The following is a 21,528-nucleotide window of genomic DNA, read 5'->3' as shown; positions in this document are numbered from 1 at the left end:
ATGAGCCAGCCCCTGCTGAAACTCGCTGCCGTCACACGACGCTTTCCGGCCGGCGACAAGGATGTCGTTGTCCTGAACAACGTCAACCTGTCGATCCACGCGGGCGAGATCGTCGCGATCGTCGGCGCGTCGGGCTCCGGGAAGTCGACGCTGATGAACATCCTCGGTTGCCTCGATCATCCGAGCGAAGGTACCTACACGGTCGGCGGCCGCGACACGCACATGCTCGACAGTGACGAGCTCGCGCAACTGCGCCGCGAACACTTCGGCTTCGTGTTCCAGCGCTATCACCTGCTGCCGCACGTTGACGCGGTCGCTAACCTCGAAATGCCCGCGATCTATGCCGGCACCCCGCGCGCGGAGCGGCATGCACGCGCACGCGAGCTGCTCGCGCGCCTCGGGCTCGCGGATCGCGCGCACCATCGTCCCGGTCAACTGTCCGGCGGCCAGCAGCAGCGCGTGAGCATCGCGCGCGCGCTGATGAACGGCGGCCACGTGATCCTCGCCGACGAACCGACCGGCGCGCTCGACACGAAAAGCGGCCAGGACGTGATCCGCATCCTGCACGAGCTGAACGCGCTCGGCCATACGATCGTCATCGTCACGCACGACAAGGCCGTCGCGCGCCACGCGCGGCGCATCATCGAGATCAGCGACGGCGAGATCGTCGCCGACCGGCCGAATCGACACTATGCGGAAGCGCTCGCGGAAGCAGGTGTCGACGCAGTGGAAGCGAGCGAAGCAGAGGCCAGCGCGCTACCCGCCCGCGATCACCGTGACACACCGCCGCCCGCGGCTGTCGACGCCGATGTGCATGCCGACACCGGCACCGGCACGCGCACGCGCCGCTTCACGGCCGGCTCCGGCCGCTTCGCCGAGGCCTGCCGGATGGCATGGATCGCGCTCGTGTCGCACCGGCTGCGCACGCTGCTGACGATGCTCGGCATCATCATCGGCATCACGTCGGTCGTGTCGATCGTCGCGATCGGCGAAGGCGCGAAGCGCTACATGCTCGACGAGATCGGCAGCATCGGCACGAACACGATCAACATCTATCCGGGCACCGACTGGGGCGACAGCCGCGCCGACGCGATCCAGACGCTCGTGCCCGCCGACGTCGCCGCGCTCGCCGAGCAGCCGTACGTCGACAGCGCGACGCCCGAAACGTCGCGCACGCTGCTGCTGCGCTACCGCAACATCGACGTGAACGCGCTCGTGAGCGGCGTCGGCGACCGCTTCTTCCAGGCCCGCGGGATGCGCTTCGCGCTGGGCGTCGCGTTCGACGAGGACGCGGTACGCCGCCAGGTGCAGGTGGCCGTGATCGACCAGAACACGCGCCGCAAGCTGTTCGGCGCGACGCGCAACCCGATCGGCGAAGTGATCCTGGTCGACAACGTGCCGTGCGTCGTGATCGGCGTGACGGCCGACAAGAAAAGCGCGTTCGGCAGCGTGAAGAGCCTGAACGTGTGGGTGCCGTACACGACCGCGAGCGGGCGCCTGTTCGGGCAACGCTATCTCGACAGCATCACCGTGCGCGTACGCGATGGGCAACCGAGCGCCGCCGCCGAGAAAAGCCTCGAAAAGCTGATGACGCAGCGCCACGGCCGCAAGGACTTCTTCACGTACAACATGGACAGCGTGGTGAAGACCGTCGAGAAGACCGGGCAGTCGCTCACGTTGTTGCTGTCGCTGATCGCCGTGATTTCGCTCGTCGTCGGCGGGATCGGCGTGATGAACATCATGCTGGTGTCGGTCACCGAGCGCACGCGCGAAATCGGTATCCGGATGGCGGTCGGCGCGCGCCAGTCCGACATCCTGCAGCAGTTTCTCGTCGAGGCCGTGCTCGTCTGCCTGCTCGGCGGCACGATCGGCATCGCGCTGTCGTTCGGGCTCGGCGCGCTGTTCTCGATGTTCGTCGCGCAGTGGAAGATGGTGTTCTCGGCCGGCGCGATCGTGACCGCGTTCGTCTGCTCGACGCTCACCGGTGTGATATTCGGCTTCATGCCCGCGCGCAATGCATCGCGGCTCGATCCGATCGATGCGCTCGCGCGCGACTGACGCAAGGCCCGCCATGACGCATTCCTCACCGCTTCACCGCCTGGGCGCCTTCGCGTGCGCGGCCGCGCTGCTCGCCGGCTGTGCGGGCGCGCGCCATGAGCCGCTGCCCGCCGTCGCGATGCCGGCGAACTGGGCGGCGCCGGTTTCCGCCGACGCGCCGGCCACGACGCGCGACTGGTGGCGCAGCTTCGGCGATCCGCAACTCGACGCGCTGATCGACGATGCGCTGCGCGCCAACAACGATCTCGCGATCGCAGCGATCCGCGTGTACCGCGCACAACTGCAGGCCGGCCTCGCGAATACGAACCTGACGCCCACCGTGTCGCTCGGCGCGAACGGCGCCGTGTCGCGCACGCTCGATACGCACCAGATGAGCCGATCGAGCGGCGCGAACGTTTCGCTCAGCTATGAAATCGACCTGTGGGGCCGACTGGCCGCGCTGCGCGACGCCGCGCGCTGGGAAGCCGACGCGACCGCCGCCGATCTCGAAGCCGCACGGCTGTCGCTGATCGGCACGACCGCATCGCTGTACTGGCAGATCGGCTATCTGAACCGTCAGATCGCGCTCGGCGACGCAAACATCGCCTATGCGGTACGCACGCTCGCGGTCGTCCGGTCACGGCACACGGCCGGCGCCGTGTCGGGGCTCGACCTGGCGCAAGCCGAACAGAGCCTCGCCGCGCAACGCGCCGCGCAGACCCGCCTGATCCAGCAGCGCACCGAGAACCGTCACGCACTCGCGATCCTGTTCGACCGGCCGCCGCAGCAACGCGCGGCCGAACCTTCGGCACTGCCCGTCGCGGCACCGCCGGAGGTCGCGGCCGGCCTGCCGGCCAGCCTGCTCGGCCGGCGCCCCGACTTGCGCGCGGCGGAGTTCCGGCTGCGCGAATCGCTCGCGAACGTCGACGCGACGCGCACGAGCTTCTACCCGACCTTCACGCTGACCGGCCAGGCCGGCACGTCGAGCACGAGCCTCGAGCGCGTGCTGATGAATCCGGTCGGCACGCTCGGGCTCGGCCTTGCGCTGCCGTTCATCCAGTGGAACACGATGCAGTTGCAGATCAAGGTGTCGAAGACGCAGTACGAGGAAGCGGTCGTCGGGTTCCGCCAGAAGCTCCACACGGCGCTCGCGGAAGTCGAGAACGCGCTGTCGGCACGCGTGCAGCTCGAACGCGAAGCCGAACAGCGCGCGCTGTCGCTGGCCCAGGCGCAGCGCGCCGAGCGGCTGGCCGCCGCGCGCTTCGCGGCCGGTGCGACCGCCGTGCAGCCGTGGCTCGACCAGCAGCAGCGGCTGCGCGACGCGCAAAGTGCCGACGAACAGACGCGGCTGGACCGGCTCAACAACCAGATGACGCTGTACCGCGCGCTCGGCGGCGGGATGTCCTGACCGGCGCGCGCGCCGGGCTGGCCGCGCCGGCCACGCGCGCTGTCATTCGCACACGGGTGCCCCGCGCCGCGCCGGCGCGAACGCCACCGCGCTTGCCGTCGCGAGTACGGCCACCCCTGCCGCGCCGTACACCATCACCCAGCCGAACCCGTGCACGAGCGCCGCATGCAATGCCGCGCCGGTCGGGTCGGCCTGCGCGAGCGCCGGTGCGATCTCGTGCAGCCCGTCGGTCCGGCCGGATGCAATTTCCTGCGCGAGCCGGCGCAGCGCCGCGTCGCCGATCGTGCCCGCGACACCGGCCTTCAGGCTCGCGACGATCCCCGCGACCAGCACGAAGCCCATCGCCGCGATGTTCAGCGCGAGCGAGATCATCCGCGCGCTCATGTCGATGCCCGACGCCATCCCCGCCCGCGAGCTCGGCACCGCGCCCGTCGTCGTGTTGGTCACCGGCGTGTTCGTGAGCCCGAGCCCGATGCCGGCGATCACGCAGCCAGGCAGCATCGTGATCCAGCTCGCATGGTCGGCCGCGCTGCCGATCCGCATCAACGCGAAACCCGCCGCGATCGTGAACAGGCCGCCCGGGATCACGACGCCCGGCCCGTAGCGCAACGCGAGACGTTCGCCGAACGGCGGCGCGACCAGCGTCGGCAACGTGTACGCGAGCAACGCGAGGCCGGCCGTCACGCTGTCGTAGCCGAGCGCGACCTGGAACCAGATCGGCAGGTAGATCATGAACGGCCAGAAGCTGAAGTTCATCCCCATCGAGCCAAAGATCGCGCCGGTGAACGGGCGGATCCGGAACACCGAGAAATCGAACATCGGCCGCGCGCTGGCGCGTTCCGCGATGAAGAAGCCGGCCAGCGCCACCACGGTCGCGCCGAGCACGCCGAGGCCGGCGGCGCTGGTGAGCCCGAGCTCCGCGCTTTGCGTGATGTAGAACGCGAGGCCGAGCACCGCGAGCGACAGCGTGACGATGCCCGCCACGTCGAGCGAGCCCGCGTGCGGATCGCTCGACTCCTGCACCGCGCCGCCGATCATCACGAGCGCGATGGCCGCGAGTGGCGCATGGACCAGAAACACCCACGGCCAGCTTGCCAGCGCGACGATCGCGCCGCCGACGATCGGCCCGAAACCGAGCCCGATGCCGAACACGATCCCCCAGATCCCGAACGCGCGGCTGCGCTCGCGGCCCTCGCGGAACTGGTGCGACAGCACGGCAATCTGGCAGATCAGCATCGCGCCGCCGCTCGCGCCCTGCAGCAGCCGGCCCGCGACGAGCACCGGCACGTTCGGCGCGAGCCCGCACAGCAGCGACGTCGCACCGAACAGCACGGTGCCGATCACGTACACGCGCTTGCGGCCGAACCGGTCGGCGAGCGTGCCGGCCGCCATCAGCACGGTCGTGCACGCGATCGTGTACGCGTTCATGATCCACTGCATGCCGTTGAAATCGCCGTGCAGCACGTGTTCGAGCGTCGGCAGGATCACCGGCACGCTCGAGATTTCGAGGCCGAACATCAGCGACGTGAGACAGACGGCCGCGAGCGCGACCGCATTCCTGCGGGAGTCGGATAGCGTCATGCGTATTGCGCCGTGGCCCGGCAACGGGCCGCGCGCCTCCAGGTGAGAAGGATTCGCCGCGTGCGGCCGGCGACGCACGCTGGACGGGAATCGGTACTATAGTGAGAATTTCCATCCCCATTGACGCAGCTGCTTCTCCAGACTGGGGAACTGCAGGACTCAATCAACGCACCCTTCCATGATCGACAGACTCGACGGCGTGACGACCTTCGTCCAGGTAGTGGAATCGGGCAGCTTCGCGCTCGCCGCGGAGCGGCTCGACATGACGCGTTCGGCCGTCGGCAAGGCGGTCGCGCGGCTCGAGAAGCGGCTCGGCGCGCGGCTGCTGCAGCGCACGACGCGCAGCCAGAGCCTGACCGACGACGGCCAGGCGTACTACGACCGCTGCGTGCGCGCGCTCGCGGAACTGGAGGCGGCGGAAGCCGACCTCGACTGCGGCCGCAACGAGCCGCGCGGCAAGCTGCGCCTGAGCGTGCCGCTCGCGTTCGGGCACCACTGCGTGACGCCCGTCGTGCTCGACCTCGCGCGCACCTATCCGCATCTGCGGATCGACGTGTCGATCACCGACCGCTTCGTCGATCTCGTCGAGGAAGGCATCGACCTCGCAGTGCGGATCGGCACGCTCGCGGACAGCACGAGCCTCGCGGTGCGGCGGCTCGGCACGCAATACGGCAGCCTCGGCGCGGCGCCGTCGTATCTCGCCCGCTACGGGATGCCGAAGACGCTCGACGATCTGAAGCACCACCGGACGATCGCGTATTCCCGCTCGGGTGTGGTTCAACCGTGGGACCTGCGCGCGCCGGACGGTTCGACGGTACGGATCGACATGCCGCACCAGCTCAGTTTCGACGACGTGCAGGCGATCGCGGCAGCCGGCGCATCGGGGTTCGGGATCGCGTGGCTGCCGAGCTGGCTGCTCGATCACTACGTGAAACGCGGCGAGATGACGGTCGTGCTCGACCGCTGCTTCGTCTGCGAAGGCGACATCCACGCGCTCTGGCCGAAGACGCGCTACCTGCCGCGCAAGACGCGTTGTGTGATCGACGCGTTCGCGCAGGCGATTCCGCCGATGATCGAGCGGTAGGCGGGACGGCGCACGGCGCCAGGGATCGCGCCGCGCCCGCACGGGCACGCGCGACACTCCGCCCTGCCCGCGCTATTTCGCGTTGCCGCCGTCGATCGCCAGCATGCGCCGGCGGCGCGCGCGGGCGAGCGCCGCCGGCGCGAAGTGCAGCACGACCAGCCGTGTCAGATGATGAGACAGCACGAACACGACGTTCAACCCGCCGCCGTAGGCGACGATCGTGATCGTCTCGATGGCGCCGGGCGCATACGAGAGCCACAGCGGCAGCACCCCGTAGCCGGATAGCCGCGCCATCCCCCACGCGAACGCACCGGCCCCCATCAGCATCAGCGCGATGCATGCGAGCCCGGTGCGGCCGTATCGCAGCCCTTCCGCCAGCGTGATCTGCCTGAACTGCGCGCCGATCAGCGCGCCCAGGATGACCGACGCCGCATCGACACACCACGCCGGCACCTCGAAGTCATGCAGCCATCCCGCTCGCACGAACACGCCGGCCAGCACGATGGCCGTGATCATGAACGGTGCCGGAATACCGAGCCCGAGCAACGCCCGCCCGACCAACACGCACAGCGCCACCAACCCGGTCAGCGCCAGCAACGTCCCGACCGGCAGCGCAGCGACAGCCACTGGCTGCGGCGCGCCCACCTGCGCCGGAATGAAACAACTGACCAAGACCGTGATCGACAGGAGCCGCACGAGATGCACGACGATCACCTTGGCCGACGCGCGCTCGGATTCCAGCAGGTCAAATACCGCGGCCAGTGCGCCGGGATAGACGGCCAGCAGTGAATCGGCCAGGTTCCAGCGCGAGACGCGGGACAGCCAAAGACTGCCGACCGCAATCTGCACGGTCAGGCACACGAGCAGCACGCCCAGGCTCGGCACGATCGAGACGACCATCTGCGTGTCCCACGACCGGAACATCAAACCGGTCGCCGTGCCGAGCACGATCTGCACGAACTCGAGGCCAAAGCGCAGCCTGGGCGCGAAACCGAACCGGCTGGTCGCGATCGACGCGGCGAGAATCGCGCCGAGCAGCAGGCCATGCGGGACGCCCGCATACCGCAGTACCAGCCCGACCGCGGTCAGGCAGGCGAGATACGCGAGCGTCTTCATCGGGCAGCGCCCCGGCCGCCGGTCAGGCTTCGGCAAATCCACATGGAAATGTAATTTGAAGTAGTTGAAATGAAATTTCAGGCTCGAAAACAGATCACGCGATTATTCCGGACTCGATCACCCGTTATTCACGAATCCAGTCAAGGCGCGATGACAGGCGTGTCAACTCACGTCGAAACGCCGAGTACGCGACGAATCCATCAGGAAAAACCGTTGATGCACGAATGCCGCCAATCGAGCAACAGCCACGAACCCGGACGCCTATAGATGCCCCGACCGATAGCCGAACTCGTGATTCATCTCGCGCAGCCTGCGCATCCGGCATGGCTCAGCGCCTCAGCCCGTGCACCACGGACGGAATAGCCCCTTCGTCTCATGCTTGCCTCGGATCTTGATCGAATAGCGGCATTTTCATGCACGCCTTCGATAAGGCGACTTTAAATCATCAAACTGACAATCAAATTTTGTTTGATGATATTAATGGCTTTTCAGATTCCGCGACAAGTCGAACCCCTCGCCCACCGCGCTCGAATGGGTAAATGATTATTGAGATTTTCGTCTATTCCCGGCGGTTGTGATTTCAAGCGGCTGATGGTAATGCGCGTCATCGCATATGCGGCGCTGGATACGTGCCGACCTCGAAAAAGAAAAACGGCGCATGCCGAAGCATGCGCCGCCTTGCAGGTTGCCGGCCGCGTGTCGGCCGTTCAATCCGCGCCCAACGCCGCCAGCGGATGCGCGAACAGCTTCCACGGCGACGTGAGGAAATGCCGCACGCGTTCGGCGCGTAGTTCGACGAGCGACGCGGGCGCCCAGCGCGGTTTGCGATCCTTGTCGACGAGATGCGCGCGCACGCCTTCGCAGAAGTCGCCTTCCTCGATCGCGCGCGCAACGATGCCGAGCTCCATCCGGAACGATTCGGCCAGCGTCATCTGGCGGCCGCGCAGCAGCGCCTCGCGCGTCACGTACAGCATCGTCGGCGAGTGGCCGGTGAGCGCATCGAGCGTCGCCTGCAGCCATTGACGGTGCTCGCGCGACAGTTCCTCGCGGGCGAGATCCTGCATCAGCGTCGCGACGATCCGCTCGACGGTCGAGCGCTTGTCGAAGTGACGCACGATCCACGGCATCTGGCTGTCGAGCGCCGCATGCGGCACGACGTTGCACGGCGGCTCGAATACCTTGCGCAGCAGCGGCAACGCATCACCTTCCCACTTGACGCTTTCGATGCGCGTCTCGAACGTGTCGAGCCACGCGGACGGCACGCACAGATCCGCGAGCTTCGCGGTCAGCGCGTCGGCGCCCGACAGCATCGCGCCGGTCAGCCCGACGTACAGTTCGAGTTCGACCGGCATGCGCGACAGGAAATGCGTCGCGCCGACGTCCGGCACAAGGCCGATGCGCGTCTCCGGCATCGCGATCTTGCTGCGCTCGGTCGCGACGCGCAGCGCCGCGCCCTGTGCGAGGCCCATGCCACCGCCCATCGTCACGCCGTCCATCAGCGCGACCACCGGCTTCGGGAACGTGTGGATCGCGTAGTCGAGCCGGTATTCGTCGACGAAGAACGGCAGCCAGGTTTCGCGCTGCGCGACCATCTTGTACAGCGCGCGCACGTCACCGCCCGCGCAGAAGCCCTTCTCGCCGGCGCCCCGCAGCACGACCGCGACGATCTGGTCGTCGTCACGGCAGCGCTCGAGCAGCGCGGCCAGCTCGCCGATCATGGCGTACGACAGCGCGTTGAGCGCCGCCGGCCGGTTCAGCGTGATCAGCGCCACGCGGTTCACCACGCGGAACAGCACCTCGGGGGCCTGCTCCGCGAACGCGTCGTGATTCATGACCGGCGTGCTCATCGTTGCGACTCTCCATCGGTGTGCCACTGCGGCGCGCGCTTGCCGAGGAACGCGGCCACGCCTTCGCGCGGATCGTTCGTCTCGAACAGGTCGACGAAGCGTTCGCGTTCGACCGCGAGCGCCGCACTACGCGGCACGCCGCGGCGCGCGAGGCCGATCAGCTCCTTGCTGTACGCGACCGCGTGCGGGCTCTGCCGCGCGACGTTGCGTGCGAGCGCCAGCGCCGCATCGCGCGCCGCACCCGACTCCACGACGTCCTCGACGAGGCCGATCCGCAGCGCGGTGGCCGCATCGACACGTGCACCGGTCAGGATGATCTTCTTCGCCCAGCCTTCGCCGACGAGCCAGGGCAGCGTCTGCGTGCCGAGCCCGCACGGCAGCAGACCGACCGACGGCTCGGGCAGCGCCATCTGCGCATGCGTCTCGGCAATCCGCAGGTCGCACGCGAGCGCGCATTCGAGACCGCCACCCATCGCGTAGCCGTTGATCGCCGCAATCGTCACGACGCGCGCGTCGTGCAGCGCCTCGAACGCCGCGCCGAAGCGCGATGCCATCGCGCGTGCAACCGCGCGGTCGCCTTCGGCGAACGTGTTCAGGTCGGCGCCCGCGCTGAAGAACTTCGGGCCGTCGCCCGTAATCACCAGCGCGCGCACGCGCGGATTCGCATTCAGTTCGGCGACGGTTGCCTGCAGTTGCTGCAGCCCGTCGGCGGTAAAGGCGTTCGCGGGCGGACGCTTGAGCGTCGCGCACGCGATCGCGCCGTCGTCGACGTAGTCCAGTTCGATCATCACGCGTCCTTCTTCGTTGCCGGTTGATACAGGCGGATCACCGCCGAGAAATCGAGCTGACCGTCGCCACGGCTGCTCATCGTCTGGTACAGCTGCTGCGCGAGTGCGCCCAGATAGACAGGCTGGCGGGCCTGCTTCGCGGCGTCGTTCGCGAGACCGAGATCCTTCAGCATCAGGTCGGTACCGAAGCCGCCCGAGTAGCCGCGCGACGACGGTGCGGTATCGATCACGCCCGGATACGGGTTGTACGTATCCGAGCTCCAGCAGCGGCCCGTCGACGTGTTGACGATGCCGGCGAGCACCTTCGGGTCGATGCCGAGCGCGACGCCCAGCGACATCGCCTCCGACACGGCCGCCATCGAGATGCCGAGCACGAGGTTGTTGCAGACCTTCGCGACCTGCCCCATGCCCGTCGCGCCGCAGTGCACGATGTTCTTGCCCATGCCGGCGAGCACGGGCTTCACGCGCTCGAAATCCGCATCGCTGCCGCCGACCATGAAGGTCAGCGTGCCGGCCGCCGCGCCGCCGGTGCCGCCCGACACGGGCGCATCGACGAACGCGCCGCCGTGCTCGCGCACGAGCGCGCCGAACGCCTGCGCGCTCGCCGGGTCGATCGTGCTCGAATCGATCACGGTCGCGCCCGCGCCGAGGCCGGCGAGCACGCCGTTCTCGCCGGACAGCACCGAGCGCACATGCGGTGCGGCCGGCAGCATCGTGATGACGAACGTCGCACCCGATGCCGCATCGCGCGGCGATGCAGCCACCTGCGCACCGGCGTCCTGCAGGGCGCGCAACGCATCGGCGCTCAGGTCGAACGCATGTACTTCATGGCCTGCTTTCAGCAGGTTCAGCGCCATCGGCGCACCCATATGGCCGAGGCCGATAAAACCGATTTTCATGTTCGTGTCCTCCGCCGCTCAATGCAGCCGGATCGTCGTATTCACCGGGCCGGCCGTCGTGTCGTCGTCGAACCAGCGCGCGGTGACCGTCTTGGTCTGCGTGTAGAACTGCACGACCTGTTTGCCGTACGGGCCGAGATCGCCGAGCTTCGAGCCGCGCGAACCCGTGAAGCTGAAGAACGGCACGGGCACCGGGATCGGGATGTTGATGCCGACCTGGCCGATGTCGATTTCGCTCTGGAACTTGCGGGCGGCCGCCCCGCTCTGCGTGAACAGGCCCACACCGTTGCCGAACGGGTTCGCGTTGACGAGCGCGATCGCTTCATCGAGCGTGTCGGCTTCCATCACGACCAGCACGGGCCCGAAGATTTCATGCGTGTAGACCGACATGTTCGTCTTCACGCCCGAGAAGATCGTCGGGCCGACGAAGTTGCCCTGTTCGTAGCCGGTCACCGTCACGTCGCGGCCGTCGAGTTCGAGCTTCGCGCCTTCCTTCACGCCTGCGTCGATCAGCGACAGGATGCGTTCCTTCGCGGCCTTCGACACGACCGGCCCGACGTCCGTGCCGGCTTCCGCGCCCGCATTGACCTTCAGCGCCTTCGCCTTCGCCACGATGTCCGGCAGCCAGTCGCGCGCGTTGCCGACGAGCACCGCGACCGACGTCGCCATGCAGCGCTGGCCGGCCGCGCCGAAGCCCGCGCCGACGAGCGCGTTGATCGCCTGCTCGCGGTTCGCGTCGGGCAGCACGACCGCGTGGTTCTTCGCGCCCATCATCGACTGCACGCGCTTGCCGTTCGCGCTGCCGAGGTTGTACACGTGCGTGCCGACCGCCGTCGAGCCGACGAACGAGATCGCCTTCACGAGCGGATGCGTGCAGATCGCGTCGACGACTTCCTTGCCGCCGTGCACGACGTTCAGTACCCCTTTCGGTACGCCGGCCTCGACCGCGAGCTCGACGAGCTCCATCGTGGACAGCGGATCCTGTTCCGACGGCTTCAGCACGAACGTGTTGCCGCACACGATCGCCATCGGGAACATCCACAGCGGAATCATCGCGGGGAAGTTGAACGGCGTGATGCCCGCGCACACGCCGAGCGGCTGGCGCAGCGTGTAGGTATCCACACCACCCGCGACGTTCTCGGCGAATTCGCCGAGCTGCAGCGAACCGATCGAGCACGCGTGCTCGACCACTTCGAGACCGCGGAAGATGTCGCCTTCGGCATCGGGAATCGTCTTGCCCTGCTCGGCCGTCAGCGTCTTGGCGATGCGCTGCTGGTTCGTGCGCACGAGATCCTGGAACTTCAGCATGATGCGCATGCGCGCGGCGATCGGCGTGTTCTTCCACGTCGCGTACGCGGTGTGCGCGGCCTGCACGGCCGCGTCGACTTCCGCGACGGTCGCGAACGGCACGCGCGCGAGCACCTGCTGCGTCGCCGGGTTGACGATGTCACGCCACTCGTTCGTGGCGGACTCGACGAAGGCGCCGTCGATCAGCAGCTTGACCGTCGGCACGTCTTTCGAATTCGCGTTCATCGATCCAATCTCCTTGCAGAGGGCCGCGAAGCGCGATATCGCCGCGCGGCCGGTTCAATTCGGCTGCGGGCGGCGGCCGCGACATGCGGCGCGCGCGGCCCGCGGTCACGTCACTTCAGTTCCGCGGCAAAATCTTCTTCCCAGTATTCGCCGGGCATCCGCGCAGACGCATCGTCGCCACGCTCGATCTCGCGGCGGCGCAGCTCGACGCGACGGATCTTCCCCGAGATCGTCTTCGGCAGCTCCGCGAACTGCAGGCGGCGGATCCGCTTGTACGGCGCGAGCTTCTCGCGCGAGAAACGGAAGATCTCCAGTGCCAGCGCCGGGCTTTCCTCGTAGCCCTGCCGCAGCATGATGAAAGTCTTCGGCACCGACAGCCGCACGGGGTCGGGGCTCGGCACGACGGCCGCCTCGGCGATCGCCGGATGCTCGATCAGCACGCTCTCGAGTTCGAACGGGCTCAACCGGTAGTCGGACGACTTGAACACGTCGTCCGCGCGGCCGATGTACACGTAATAGCCGTCTTCGCCGCGCATCGCGATGTCCGACGTGCGGTAGTGACCGTCGCGCATCGCGTAGGCCGTCGCGTCGGGATTGTTCGCATAACCTTTCATCAGCCCCACCGGGCGCGTGACGTCGGCGCCGATCGGCAGTGCGACTTCGCCTTCGGTCACGGGCACACCATCCGGGTCGAGCAACTCGATCCGGTAGCCGGGCAGCGGCCGGCCCATCGAGCCCGCAACGACCGGCTGGCCCGGCGAGTTGCCGATCAGGCAGGTCGTCTCGGTCTGGCCGTAGCCGTCGCGGATCGCGATGCCCCACGCCTTCTTCACGCGCTCGATGATCTCGGGATTCAGCGGCTCGCCCGCGCCGACGATCTCGCGCAGCTTCACGTCGAACGACGCGAGCGGCTGCTGTACGAGCATGCGCCACACGGTCGGCGGCGCGCACAGCGTCGTCACCTGGTATTTGACGAGCGCATCGAGCACCACCTTCGGCTCGAAGCGCGCGTAGTTGAATGCGAACACGCACGCCTGCGCATTCCACGGCGCGAAGAAGCAGCTCCATGCGTGCTTCGCCCAGCCCGGCGAGCTGATGTTCCAGTGGATGTCGCCCGGCTGCAGGCCGACCCAGTACATCGTCGACAGATGGCCGACCGGATAGGTGCGGTGCGTATGCTCGACGAGCTTCGGCTTCGACGTCGTGCCCGACGTGAAGTACAGCAGCATCGGATCGTTCGCGTGCGTGACGGCGTCCGGTTCGAACGCGGCGCTCGCCGCGTAGCCGTCGTTCATCGCGAGCCAGCCCGCGCGCGGCGCACCGGCGACGATCTTCTGCGCGAGGCCGAGGTCGGGCTGTTCGAATTTGGCGGTTTCGTTCTCGTCGACGATCGCGTATTTCGCGCCGCCGATCTGCACGCGGTCGCGCACGTCGTCGGGTGACAGTTGCGTGGTGGCAGGCAGCACGATCGCACCGAGCTTCATCGCGGCGAGCATCGCGTCCCACAGCTCGACACGGTTCGGCAGCATCAGCAGGATCCGGTCGCCGCGCACGACGCCGATCGAACGCAGCCAGTTCGCGATCCGCGACGAACGCTCGGACATCCGCGCGAACGAATACGGATCGCCCGTGCCGGTCGCCGCGTCGACGATCCACAGCGCGGGCTGGTCGTTGCCGCGTGCCATCGGGTCGAAGTAGTCGAGCGCCCAGTTGAACGCATCGAGCACCGGCCACTCGAACTCGCGGTAAGCGGTTTCGTAGTCGGTGCGATGGCGCAGCAGAAAGTCGCGTGCGTCCAGGAATGCCTGTACCGTCATCGTGTCCTCCAGTCTCCATGCGTCGAACCGGGCACGCGCTGCTGCCCATGCCCGGTTGCCTCTGTTGCGGCGCACGGTCACGTCGTTGCGTGCCGCGTTCGCCGCGCTGCCCTCGTGCCCTGCGCAATGTTGTCGCCGGGGCAACCGTCGCGGCTCAAAGCTGCCGCGCGATCACCATCCGCTGCACTTCGCTGGTGCCTTCGTAAATCTGCGTGATGCGCGCGTCGCGATAGTGACGCTCGACTTCGTAATCGACCAGGTAACCGTAGCCGCCATGAATCTGGATCGCGTCCGAACACACGCGCTCGGCCATCTCCGACGCGAACAGCTTGGCCTGCGACGCTTCCGACAGGCACGGCAGCCCGGCCGTGCGCAGCTTCGCCGCGTGATGCACGAGCAGGCGCGCGGCGTTGATCTGCACGGCCATGTCGGCGAGCTTCTGCTGGATTGCCTGGTGTTCGGCGATCGGCTTGCCGAACTGCACGCGCTCGCCCGCATAGCGGCGCGCCTTGTCGAACGCGGCACGCGCGATGCCGAGCGCCTGCGCGGCGATGCCGATGCGGCCGCCTTCGAGGTTCGACAGCGCAATCTTCAGCCCTTCGCCGCGATTGCCGAGCAGGTTCTCTTCCGGAATCGCGCAATTCTCGAACGTGATCGGGCAGGTATCCGACGCACGGATGCCCATCTTCTTCTCGGGTTTGCCGACGATGAAGCCCGGCGTATCGGTCGGCACCAGGAACGCGGAAATGCCGCGCTTGCCGGCGTCCGGGTCGGTCATGGCAAAAACGATCGCGACACCCGCGCGCTGGCCGTTGGTCACGAACTGCTTCGCGCCGTTCAGCACCCATTTGCCGTCGCGCAGTTCCGCACGCGTGCGCAGGTTGTTCGCCTCGGAGCCGGCGTGCGGCTCGGTCAGGCAGAACGCGCCGATCACGCGGCCGGCCGCCATGTCGGCCAGCCAGCGATCCTTCTGCGCCGGCGTGCCGAAGCCGAGGATCGGCCCGCAGCCGACCGAGTTGTGCACGCTCATCATCGTCGCGCACGCGGCGTCGCCGGCGGCGACCTCTTCCATCGCCAGTGCGTAGGCCACGTAGTCCGTATACGAGCCGCCCAGCTCCTGCGGCACGATCATCCCGAGCAGGCCCAGTTCGCCGAGCTGCGCGACGATCGCGTCGGGCAGGTGCGCATCGTGGTCCCATTGCGCCGCGTTCGGTGCCAGCATCTCGGTGGAAAACGCGCGTGCGGCATCGCGGATCATCCGCTGGTCTTCGGTGTAAAGCTCGTCCATGGTGCTGCTGTCTCCCGCGGCCGCCGGGCGCGACCGTCCTTGCGTTTCGATGCAACAAGTGTAGGCAAGCAGGCGCGACTGTTCGATGCTCGCGTCGCTCATTTACACTGAGCGTTTTTGCCACACCGGCGGCACGGATGAAGCAGGAAGACAAGGGAACCGTCGCGATCAGCCTCGTCGCTTACAGCGTCGCGCTCGCGACCCGGCGCGGCGTCGCGGCCGAGCCGCTGCTCGAGCAGGCCGGCATTGCGCCCGCGCTGCTCGGGCAGCCGCGCGCACGGGTATCCGCGCAGCAATACGGCGCGCTGTGGAACGCGATCGCGCGCACGATGGACGACGAGTTTTTCGGGCAGGATCGCCACCCGATGCGCAGCGGCAGCTTCATCGCGATGAGCCAGGCGGCGCTGTCCGCCCGCGACGGGCTGCACGCGATGGCGCGCGCGGTGAACTTCATGCACTGCGTGCTCGACGACCTGCACGCGGAGCTCGACGCGAACCCGCAGCGCGTGCGGCTGCGCTTCGTGCATCGCAACAACGGCGCGACGCCCGCGATGTTCACGTACGCGACCTATTTCATCATCGTGTACGGGCTCACCTGCTGGCTGATCGGGCGGCGCATCCCGCTGCTGCACGCGAGCTTCCGCTGCGACACGCCGCCCGCCGATCACGAATACCCGTCGATGTTCTGCGACGACATGCGGTTCAACGAACCCGATTCGTATGTCGATTTCGATCCCGAATTCGCGACGCTGCCGGTCGTGCAGAACGCGAAGACGCTGAAGACGTTCCTGCGCAATGCGCCGGCCAGCTTCATCGTCAAGTACCGCAACCCGAACGCGCTCGCGCAGCGCGTGCGCGCGGTGCTGCGCGGGATGCCGCCGGCCACGTGGCCCGGCGCGGGCGGAATGGCCGCGCGGCTGCACGTGGCCGAGGCCACGCTGCGCCGCAAGCTGCATCAGGAAGGCCACGCGTACCAGTCGATCAAGGACACGCTGCGGCGCGACCTCGCGTTCGAGGCGCTGGCCGACCCGGCGCGCACGATCGCCGACGTCGCGGCCGCGACCGGTTTCGCGGAACCGAGCGCGTTCTACCGCGCGTTCCGCAAATGGAGCGGGCGCAGCCCGGCCGACTATCGCGACGAAGTGCTCGCACGGGGCGGCGGCGCGGGCTGACGCCGGCCGGCACGGCTGTCGCTTCGCGCTTTCTGCCGAAACCGCCTAATCTTTAAGCATCGGGCCCAGGCCCTTTCCGCCAGCCGGACGGCACGCGGCCGCGCGCCGCCCGGACGTCGCGATGCACTTTCTCCGTCACGGGCCATCGCCGGCGCCTGCCACGCCCGGCGGCCACCCTCGTCACCCGCTGTCCGCGCGGGTCGCGCGCGCCGCGCTGTTCGCGGCGCTGCTCGTCGTGTGCGCCGCGGTCGCCGCGCCGCCGCCCGCCGAAGCACCCGCCGCCGCCCGCCCGGTCGTCGTGATCCCGATCAACGGCGCGATCGGCCCGGCCAGCGCCGATTTCATCGTGCGCTCGCTCGACCGCGCGGCGCGCCAGCACGCACCGCTCGCGATCCTGCAGCTCGACACGCCCGGCGGCCTCGACACGTCGATGCGGCAAATCATCAAGGCCATCCTCGGCTCGCCGGTACCGGTCGCCGCGTTCGTCGCGCCGGGCGGCGCGCGGGCCGCGAGCGCGGGCACCTACATCGTCTATGCGAGCCACTTCGCGGCGATGGCGCCCGGCACCAATCTCGGCGCGGCGTCGCCCGTGCAGTTCGGGATCGGCGGCGCCACGCCGCCGGGCGGGAACCCCGCCGCACCACGGGCGCCGGGCGGCACCCCGGGGGCGTCAGGCGCGTCCGGTGCGTCCGAGGCCGCCATGCAGGCCGCGCTGCCGAACGACACGCAGTCGACCGAGATCCGCAAGGCGATGCAGGACGCCTCCGCGTATATCCGCGGCCTCGCGCAGCTGCGCGGGCGCAATGCCGAATGGGCCGAGCGCGCGGTGCGCGAGGCCGTGAGCCTGTCGGCGAACGAGGCGCGCGCGCAACATGTGGTCGACCTGATCGCGCAGGATCCGGCCGACCTCGCTCGCCAGCTCGACGGCCACACCGCGACGACCACCGCCGGCACGGCGCGGCTCGCGACCGCGCATGCGCCGCTCGTCGTGCTCCAGCCCGACTGGCGCAGCCGCTTCCTGGCGATCATCGCCGACCCGAACGTCGCGCTGATCCTGCTGACGATCGGCATCTACGGCCTCTTCTTCGAATTCGCGAACCCCGGCTTCGTGCTGCCGGGCGTCGTCGGCACGATCTGCCTGCTGATCGGGCTGTTCGCGATGCAGTTGCTGCCGATCAGCTATGCGGGCCTCGGCCTCGTGCTGCTTGGTCTCGGCTGCCTGGTCGCCGAGGCGTTCCTGCCGACCTTCGGCGTGCTCGGGTTCGGCGGGATCGTGTCGTTCACGATCGGCGCGCTGATGCTGATCGACACCGACGTGCCCGGCTACGGGATTCCGTGGCCCGTGATCGCGAGCCTCGCGCTCGGCGGCGGGCTGCTCGTCGCGGGCGTATCGAGCGTCGCGCTGCGCGCGCGGCGCCGCCCGGTCGTGACGGGTGCCGAGGCGATGGTCGGCAGCATCGGCGAAGTGCTCGACGACGGCCTGCTGGCCGACCAGCCGCACGGTGCGGCTGGCGCGGCGCCGTCCGCCGCCGGCTGGGCGCGCGTGCGCGGCGAGCGCTGGCGCGTGGCCAGCAGTGCGCCGCTCGCCGCGGGCTGCCGCGTGCGCGTCACCGGCCGTCACGGGCTGCTGCTCACCGTTGCCCCGCTCTACGACGTACCGGCGCAAGAACAACACCAAGGAGAACCTTCATGATCGGTTACACGTTCGGCTTCAGCAGCGTCCTGATCGTCTTCGTCGTCGTGCTCGTCGCGTCGTCGATCCGTATCTTCCGCGAGTACGAGCGCGGTGTCGTGTTCATGCTCGGCCGGTTCTGGAAAGTGAAGGGGCCGGGGCTCGTGCTGATCATCCCGATCGTCCAGCAGGTCGTGCGGATCGACCTGCGCACCGTCGTGTTCGACGTGCCCGCGCAGGACGTGATCACGCGCGACAACGTGTCGGTGAAGGTCAATGCGGTCGTGTATTTCCGGGTGGTCGATCCGGAGAAGGCCGTGATCCAGGTGGCACGCTTCTTCGAGGCGACGAGCCAGCTCGCGCAGACGACGCTGCGCGCGGTGCTCGGCAAGCACGAGCTCGACGCGCTGCTCGCCGAGCGCGAGCAGCTGAACGCCGACATCCAGAAGACGCTCGACGCGCAGACCGATGCGTGGGGGATCAAGGTGTCGACGGTCGAGATCAAGCACGTCGACCTGAACGAGACGATGATCCGCGCGATCGCGCGGCAGGCCGAGGCCGAGCGCGAGCGGCGCGCGAAGGTGATCCATGCGGAAGGCGAACTGCAGGCGTCGGAGAAGCTGCTGCAAGCCGCGCAACGGCTCGCGCTGCAGCCGCAGGCGATGCAGCTGCGCTACCTGCAGACGCTGACGACGATCGCGGCGGACAAGAACTCGACGATCGTGTTTCCGCTGCCGATCGATCTGCTGGGGGCGTTGCTGGAGCGGTTGGGGGGGAAGCGGGAGGGGTGAGACAGACACTCGGATCCGCACCGGATTCGCCGGACGAGGAACCACAGGAATCGAACCCGACCGGCGCCCGCCATCTGCCGAATGGTATGGAAGGTGGCCGCCCGCGATCCATTGGCGTATACAACGAGATCCGCATGCATGGCAGTACGGATCAACAATGGGCAAGACTCGGACAAGGAAGACGGTATCGGCGACGCCAACCAGGGCTTATGGCAAGGTGGCCCTCAGCGCCGAGGAAACACTGCATCGCTTGTGGCAACGCGGCCTGCGCATCGACGATCGCCCCGCGAATTTGCGCATGCTCCGGTCGATCGGCCATTTCCGGTTGCTGGTCTACATGCGCCGCTTTCAGAACCCCGCTACCAAACGGTTCTGGCCTCGAACCCGCTTCTCCGACATCGTTGAACTCTACGCATTCGATCGACGTCTGCGCTCGGTCACGATGGATGCGGTCGAGCGCGTCGAGGTTGCATTGCGCGCCGCACTCAGCAATCCCCTCGCAATCGACTACGGCAGCCACTGGTATGTCGAGAGGGACCGTTTCGTCGATCTGCGCCACTACGCGCGCGTCCTGGATCAGATCGCCCGGGAATGCGAAACCCGGAAAGGCTCGGCGCTGGCTCACTACTATCGAACCTATGCCAGTCCCGACCTGCCGCCAATCTGGCTGGTCTGCGAGCGGCTGAGCCTGGGCGCGTTGTCACGGATCTTCAGTGCGCTCTCGATGCGCGACCGCAAGGTCGCCGGGCGCCATGCATGGCCGGACATCCCTGATACGGTGCTCACCAGCTGGCTGCAATCGCTCACCGACCTACGCAATGCATGTGCGCATCATGCTCGGCTCTGGGGAACGAAGCTGACGGTATCGCCTCCCGCCAAGCCCGCCGGGCGAAGCCTCATCCGCTATGCCCTGGAAATGACCCGGCCGGAGACGTTCTACGCCCGTGCGACGATGATGAAGGCCCTGCTCGACCCGCTCGGTCATGGCGGCGAATGGCGCGACACCTTGCGAGCGACGTTGACGGGGTGTGAACACGTGGATCCGGCGACACATCTCGGCTTCACGCCCGATTGGCACTCGACGCCGGCGTGGCAGTGAGTTCAGGGCGGACACGACGGAACGTGCGACAAGATGCCCGTCACGCGCCGTCTTCGACGGCGATGCATTTTGACATCCCGTCGATACTTCGCTAGCATCGTGGATGAAAACGCTGGGGACGCCTCTCGACGATGCGCAACACTTCAGACGGCAAAAGGACGCGCAAGCGTCCTTTTTTTATTGCCGAATTTCTATCGGCCTTGCGCGCACTTCTAGTGCCGGATCCGCTCCTTTGCCGGATTCGTCGTCGCCCCGGTACCTGGCGACCATCCCGCGCGCGCCCTCGCGGACGGCCTCCTATCTAGAGCCCCTCCTCCATTTCCCCCTTCCATTAGGACAAATCCTCACTCCCCGGCACCCGGAACCGTCTATGATCATTACATCACTCAATGACACATTAAATGCTGACTGAATAACCCGCGACGGTGACGCCGGCGGGCGCGTTCCGGATCAGCGCCCCAAACGGAGACGCGCCATGGCCGACCACCACCCGCTGCCGGAAGTCCACCTCGACGAGCTGCCGCAATTCCGCGCGGTCCAGCAGCTTGCCTACCGCTGCGTCGAAACCGTCGGCGCGATGCTCTACCCCGGCATCACCGAAAAGGAAGCCGCGCGCCTGCTGACCGAGTGGCTGCAGGACAACGGCGTGCACGACTGGCTGCACAAGCCGTTCGCGTGGTTCGGCGACCGCACCGCGTTCGAAGGCTTCTCGGGCCTCAAGCACATGGGCGGCTTCAATCTCGCGTTCTTCCCGAGCAACCGGCAGCTCGAAACCGACATGCCGGTGATCCTCGACGTCGCGCCGGTGCTCGACGGCATCGTCGCCGACGTCGGCTACGCGCACTGCCTCGGCCACAACCCGATCCTCGAACAGCTGCAGGACGACCTGATGGACCATCGCGACATGATCGTGCGGCTCGTGAAGGAGCGCCGGTCGATGGCCGAAGTCGCGCAGGAGGTCGACGCGCTGTGCCGCCGCCAGGGCGTCGAGCCGCGCCACAAGGCTTATCCGTTCAAGGTGCTCGCGCACCGCGTCGCGAAGATCCACAAGCTGTCGAAGCCGCGCTTCGTCGCGCGCTTCGGGCTGAACGCGACGCGCAACCTGCTGCTCGACCAGGGCCGCGCGGCGAAACAGCAAGGCTGGTCGCCGCTGTGGTCGATCGACCGCCGCTCCGAGCATGCGCCGGTGCCGGGCCTGTGGGCGGTCGAGCCGCATCTCGGCTTCTCTGGCGTCGGCGCGAAATTCGAAGAGCTGCTGGTCATCACCGAAGACGACGCGTACTGGCTCGACGACGACCTGCCGCACGTGCGTCGCTGGCAGCGCCGCCAGGCCGAGCGTGCACAGGCCGTCGCGACCGTGCCGGCCGCCGCCTGACGCGCACGCGCCCTTCCTCCC

General features: G+C 68.0%; 16 protein-coding genes. 8 read left to right on the top strand and 8 right to left on the bottom strand.

Annotation, left to right across the window (positions count from 1 at the left end):
- Complete coding sequence (locus ACN8ZM_RS19395; RefSeq protein WP_420212091.1) at positions 1-2,058, top strand: MacB family efflux pump subunit; 2,058 nt, start codon at positions 1-3, stop codon at positions 2,056-2,058.
- 13 nt (positions 2,059-2,071) lie between these two features.
- Positions 2,072-3,445, top strand: coding sequence for an efflux transporter outer membrane subunit (locus tag ACN8ZM_RS19390; RefSeq protein ID WP_420212090.1), 1,374 nt, complete (start codon positions 2,072-2,074; stop codon positions 3,443-3,445).
- A gap of 42 nt (positions 3,446-3,487) precedes the next feature.
- Here ACN8ZM_RS19390 and ACN8ZM_RS19385 read toward each other — a convergent pair whose 3' ends face one another.
- The gene (locus ACN8ZM_RS19385) at positions 3,488-5,026 is read right to left on the bottom strand and encodes an MFS transporter (protein ID WP_301768399.1); all 1,539 of its coding nucleotides are present in this window, start codon (positions 5,024-5,026) and stop codon (positions 3,488-3,490) included.
- 178 nt (positions 5,027-5,204) lie between these two features.
- Here ACN8ZM_RS19385 and ACN8ZM_RS19380 point away from each other — a divergent pair, with 178 nt between their 5' ends.
- Positions 5,205-6,110 (top strand): LysR family transcriptional regulator, encoded by a 906-nt coding sequence (locus ACN8ZM_RS19380; RefSeq protein ID WP_420212089.1) that lies wholly within the window; start codon positions 5,205-5,207, stop codon positions 6,108-6,110.
- A 72-nt stretch (positions 6,111-6,182) separates the two neighbouring features.
- Here ACN8ZM_RS19380 and ACN8ZM_RS19375 read toward each other — a convergent pair whose 3' ends face one another.
- The 7 genes from ACN8ZM_RS19375 to ACN8ZM_RS19345 all read right to left on the bottom strand — a co-directional run bounded on the left by ACN8ZM_RS19375 (position 6,183) and on the right by ACN8ZM_RS19345 (position 15,398).
- Positions 6,183-7,226, bottom strand: coding sequence for an AbrB family transcriptional regulator (locus ACN8ZM_RS19375; RefSeq protein WP_420212088.1), 1,044 nt, complete (start codon positions 7,224-7,226; stop codon positions 6,183-6,185).
- A 707-nt stretch (positions 7,227-7,933) separates the two neighbouring features.
- A complete protein-coding gene (locus ACN8ZM_RS19370) occupies positions 7,934-9,073 on the bottom strand; it encodes an enoyl-CoA hydratase/isomerase family protein (RefSeq protein ID WP_043180177.1) in 1,140 nt (379 codons plus the stop codon).
- Complete coding sequence (locus tag ACN8ZM_RS19365; RefSeq protein WP_175022178.1) at positions 9,070-9,861, bottom strand: enoyl-CoA hydratase; 792 nt, start codon at positions 9,859-9,861, stop codon at positions 9,070-9,072. Before ACN8ZM_RS19365 ends, ACN8ZM_RS19370 begins: the two co-directional genes overlap by 4 nt.
- Positions 9,861-10,760 carry a 3-hydroxyisobutyrate dehydrogenase gene (gene mmsB, locus ACN8ZM_RS19360; RefSeq protein WP_011354325.1) on the bottom strand — a complete coding sequence of 300 codons (900 nt, stop codon included), beginning with the start codon at positions 10,758-10,760 and terminating at the stop codon, positions 9,861-9,863. The genes ACN8ZM_RS19365 and mmsB overlap by 1 nt, the downstream gene beginning before the upstream one ends.
- A gap of 18 nt (positions 10,761-10,778) precedes the next feature.
- Positions 10,779-12,293 carry a CoA-acylating methylmalonate-semialdehyde dehydrogenase gene (locus ACN8ZM_RS19355; protein ID WP_205824613.1) on the bottom strand — a complete coding sequence of 505 codons (1,515 nt, stop codon included), beginning with the start codon at positions 12,291-12,293 and terminating at the stop codon, positions 10,779-10,781.
- Positions 12,294-12,403: 110 nt separating this feature from the next.
- Positions 12,404-14,110 carry an AMP-binding protein gene (locus ACN8ZM_RS19350; protein WP_420212087.1) on the bottom strand — a complete coding sequence of 569 codons (1,707 nt, stop codon included), beginning with the start codon at positions 14,108-14,110 and terminating at the stop codon, positions 12,404-12,406.
- A 154-nt stretch (positions 14,111-14,264) separates the two neighbouring features.
- Complete coding sequence (locus ACN8ZM_RS19345) at positions 14,265-15,398, bottom strand: acyl-CoA dehydrogenase family protein (RefSeq protein ID WP_089452448.1); 1,134 nt, start codon at positions 15,396-15,398, stop codon at positions 14,265-14,267.
- Between the two features lie 137 nt (positions 15,399-15,535).
- Here ACN8ZM_RS19345 and ACN8ZM_RS19340 point away from each other — a divergent pair, with 137 nt between their 5' ends.
- From ACN8ZM_RS19340 to ACN8ZM_RS19320, 5 genes are all read left to right on the top strand, one after another.
- Positions 15,536-16,570: an AraC family transcriptional regulator gene (locus tag ACN8ZM_RS19340; protein WP_043180186.1), complete on the top strand. Its 1,035-nt coding sequence runs from the start codon at positions 15,536-15,538 to the stop codon at positions 16,568-16,570.
- A 121-nt stretch (positions 16,571-16,691) separates the two neighbouring features.
- Entirely contained in the window at positions 16,692-18,263 is a 1,572-nt protein-coding gene (locus tag ACN8ZM_RS19335) for an NfeD family protein (protein ID WP_420212086.1), read from the top strand.
- A complete protein-coding gene (locus tag ACN8ZM_RS19330) occupies positions 18,260-19,033 on the top strand; it encodes a slipin family protein (RefSeq protein ID WP_043180191.1) in 774 nt (257 codons plus the stop codon). Before ACN8ZM_RS19335 ends, ACN8ZM_RS19330 begins: the two co-directional genes overlap by 4 nt.
- A 157-nt stretch (positions 19,034-19,190) precedes the next feature.
- Entirely contained in the window at positions 19,191-20,132 is a 942-nt protein-coding gene (locus ACN8ZM_RS19325; RefSeq protein WP_420212085.1) for an Abi family protein, read from the top strand.
- A 475-nt stretch (positions 20,133-20,607) separates the two neighbouring features.
- Entirely contained in the window at positions 20,608-21,507 is a 900-nt protein-coding gene (locus ACN8ZM_RS19320; protein ID WP_089452116.1) for a M24 family metallopeptidase, read from the top strand.
- The last annotated feature ends 21 nt before the right edge of the window (positions 21,508-21,528 follow it).

Origin of the sequence: Burkholderia aenigmatica (assembly GCF_048627025.1) — a bacterium.
In the GTDB taxonomy this organism is placed as follows: domain Bacteria; phylum Pseudomonadota; class Gammaproteobacteria; order Burkholderiales; family Burkholderiaceae; genus Burkholderia; species Burkholderia aenigmatica.
Note: the sequence above shows the minus strand (reverse complement) of the source record. Positions and strands in the feature narration are given on the sequence as shown.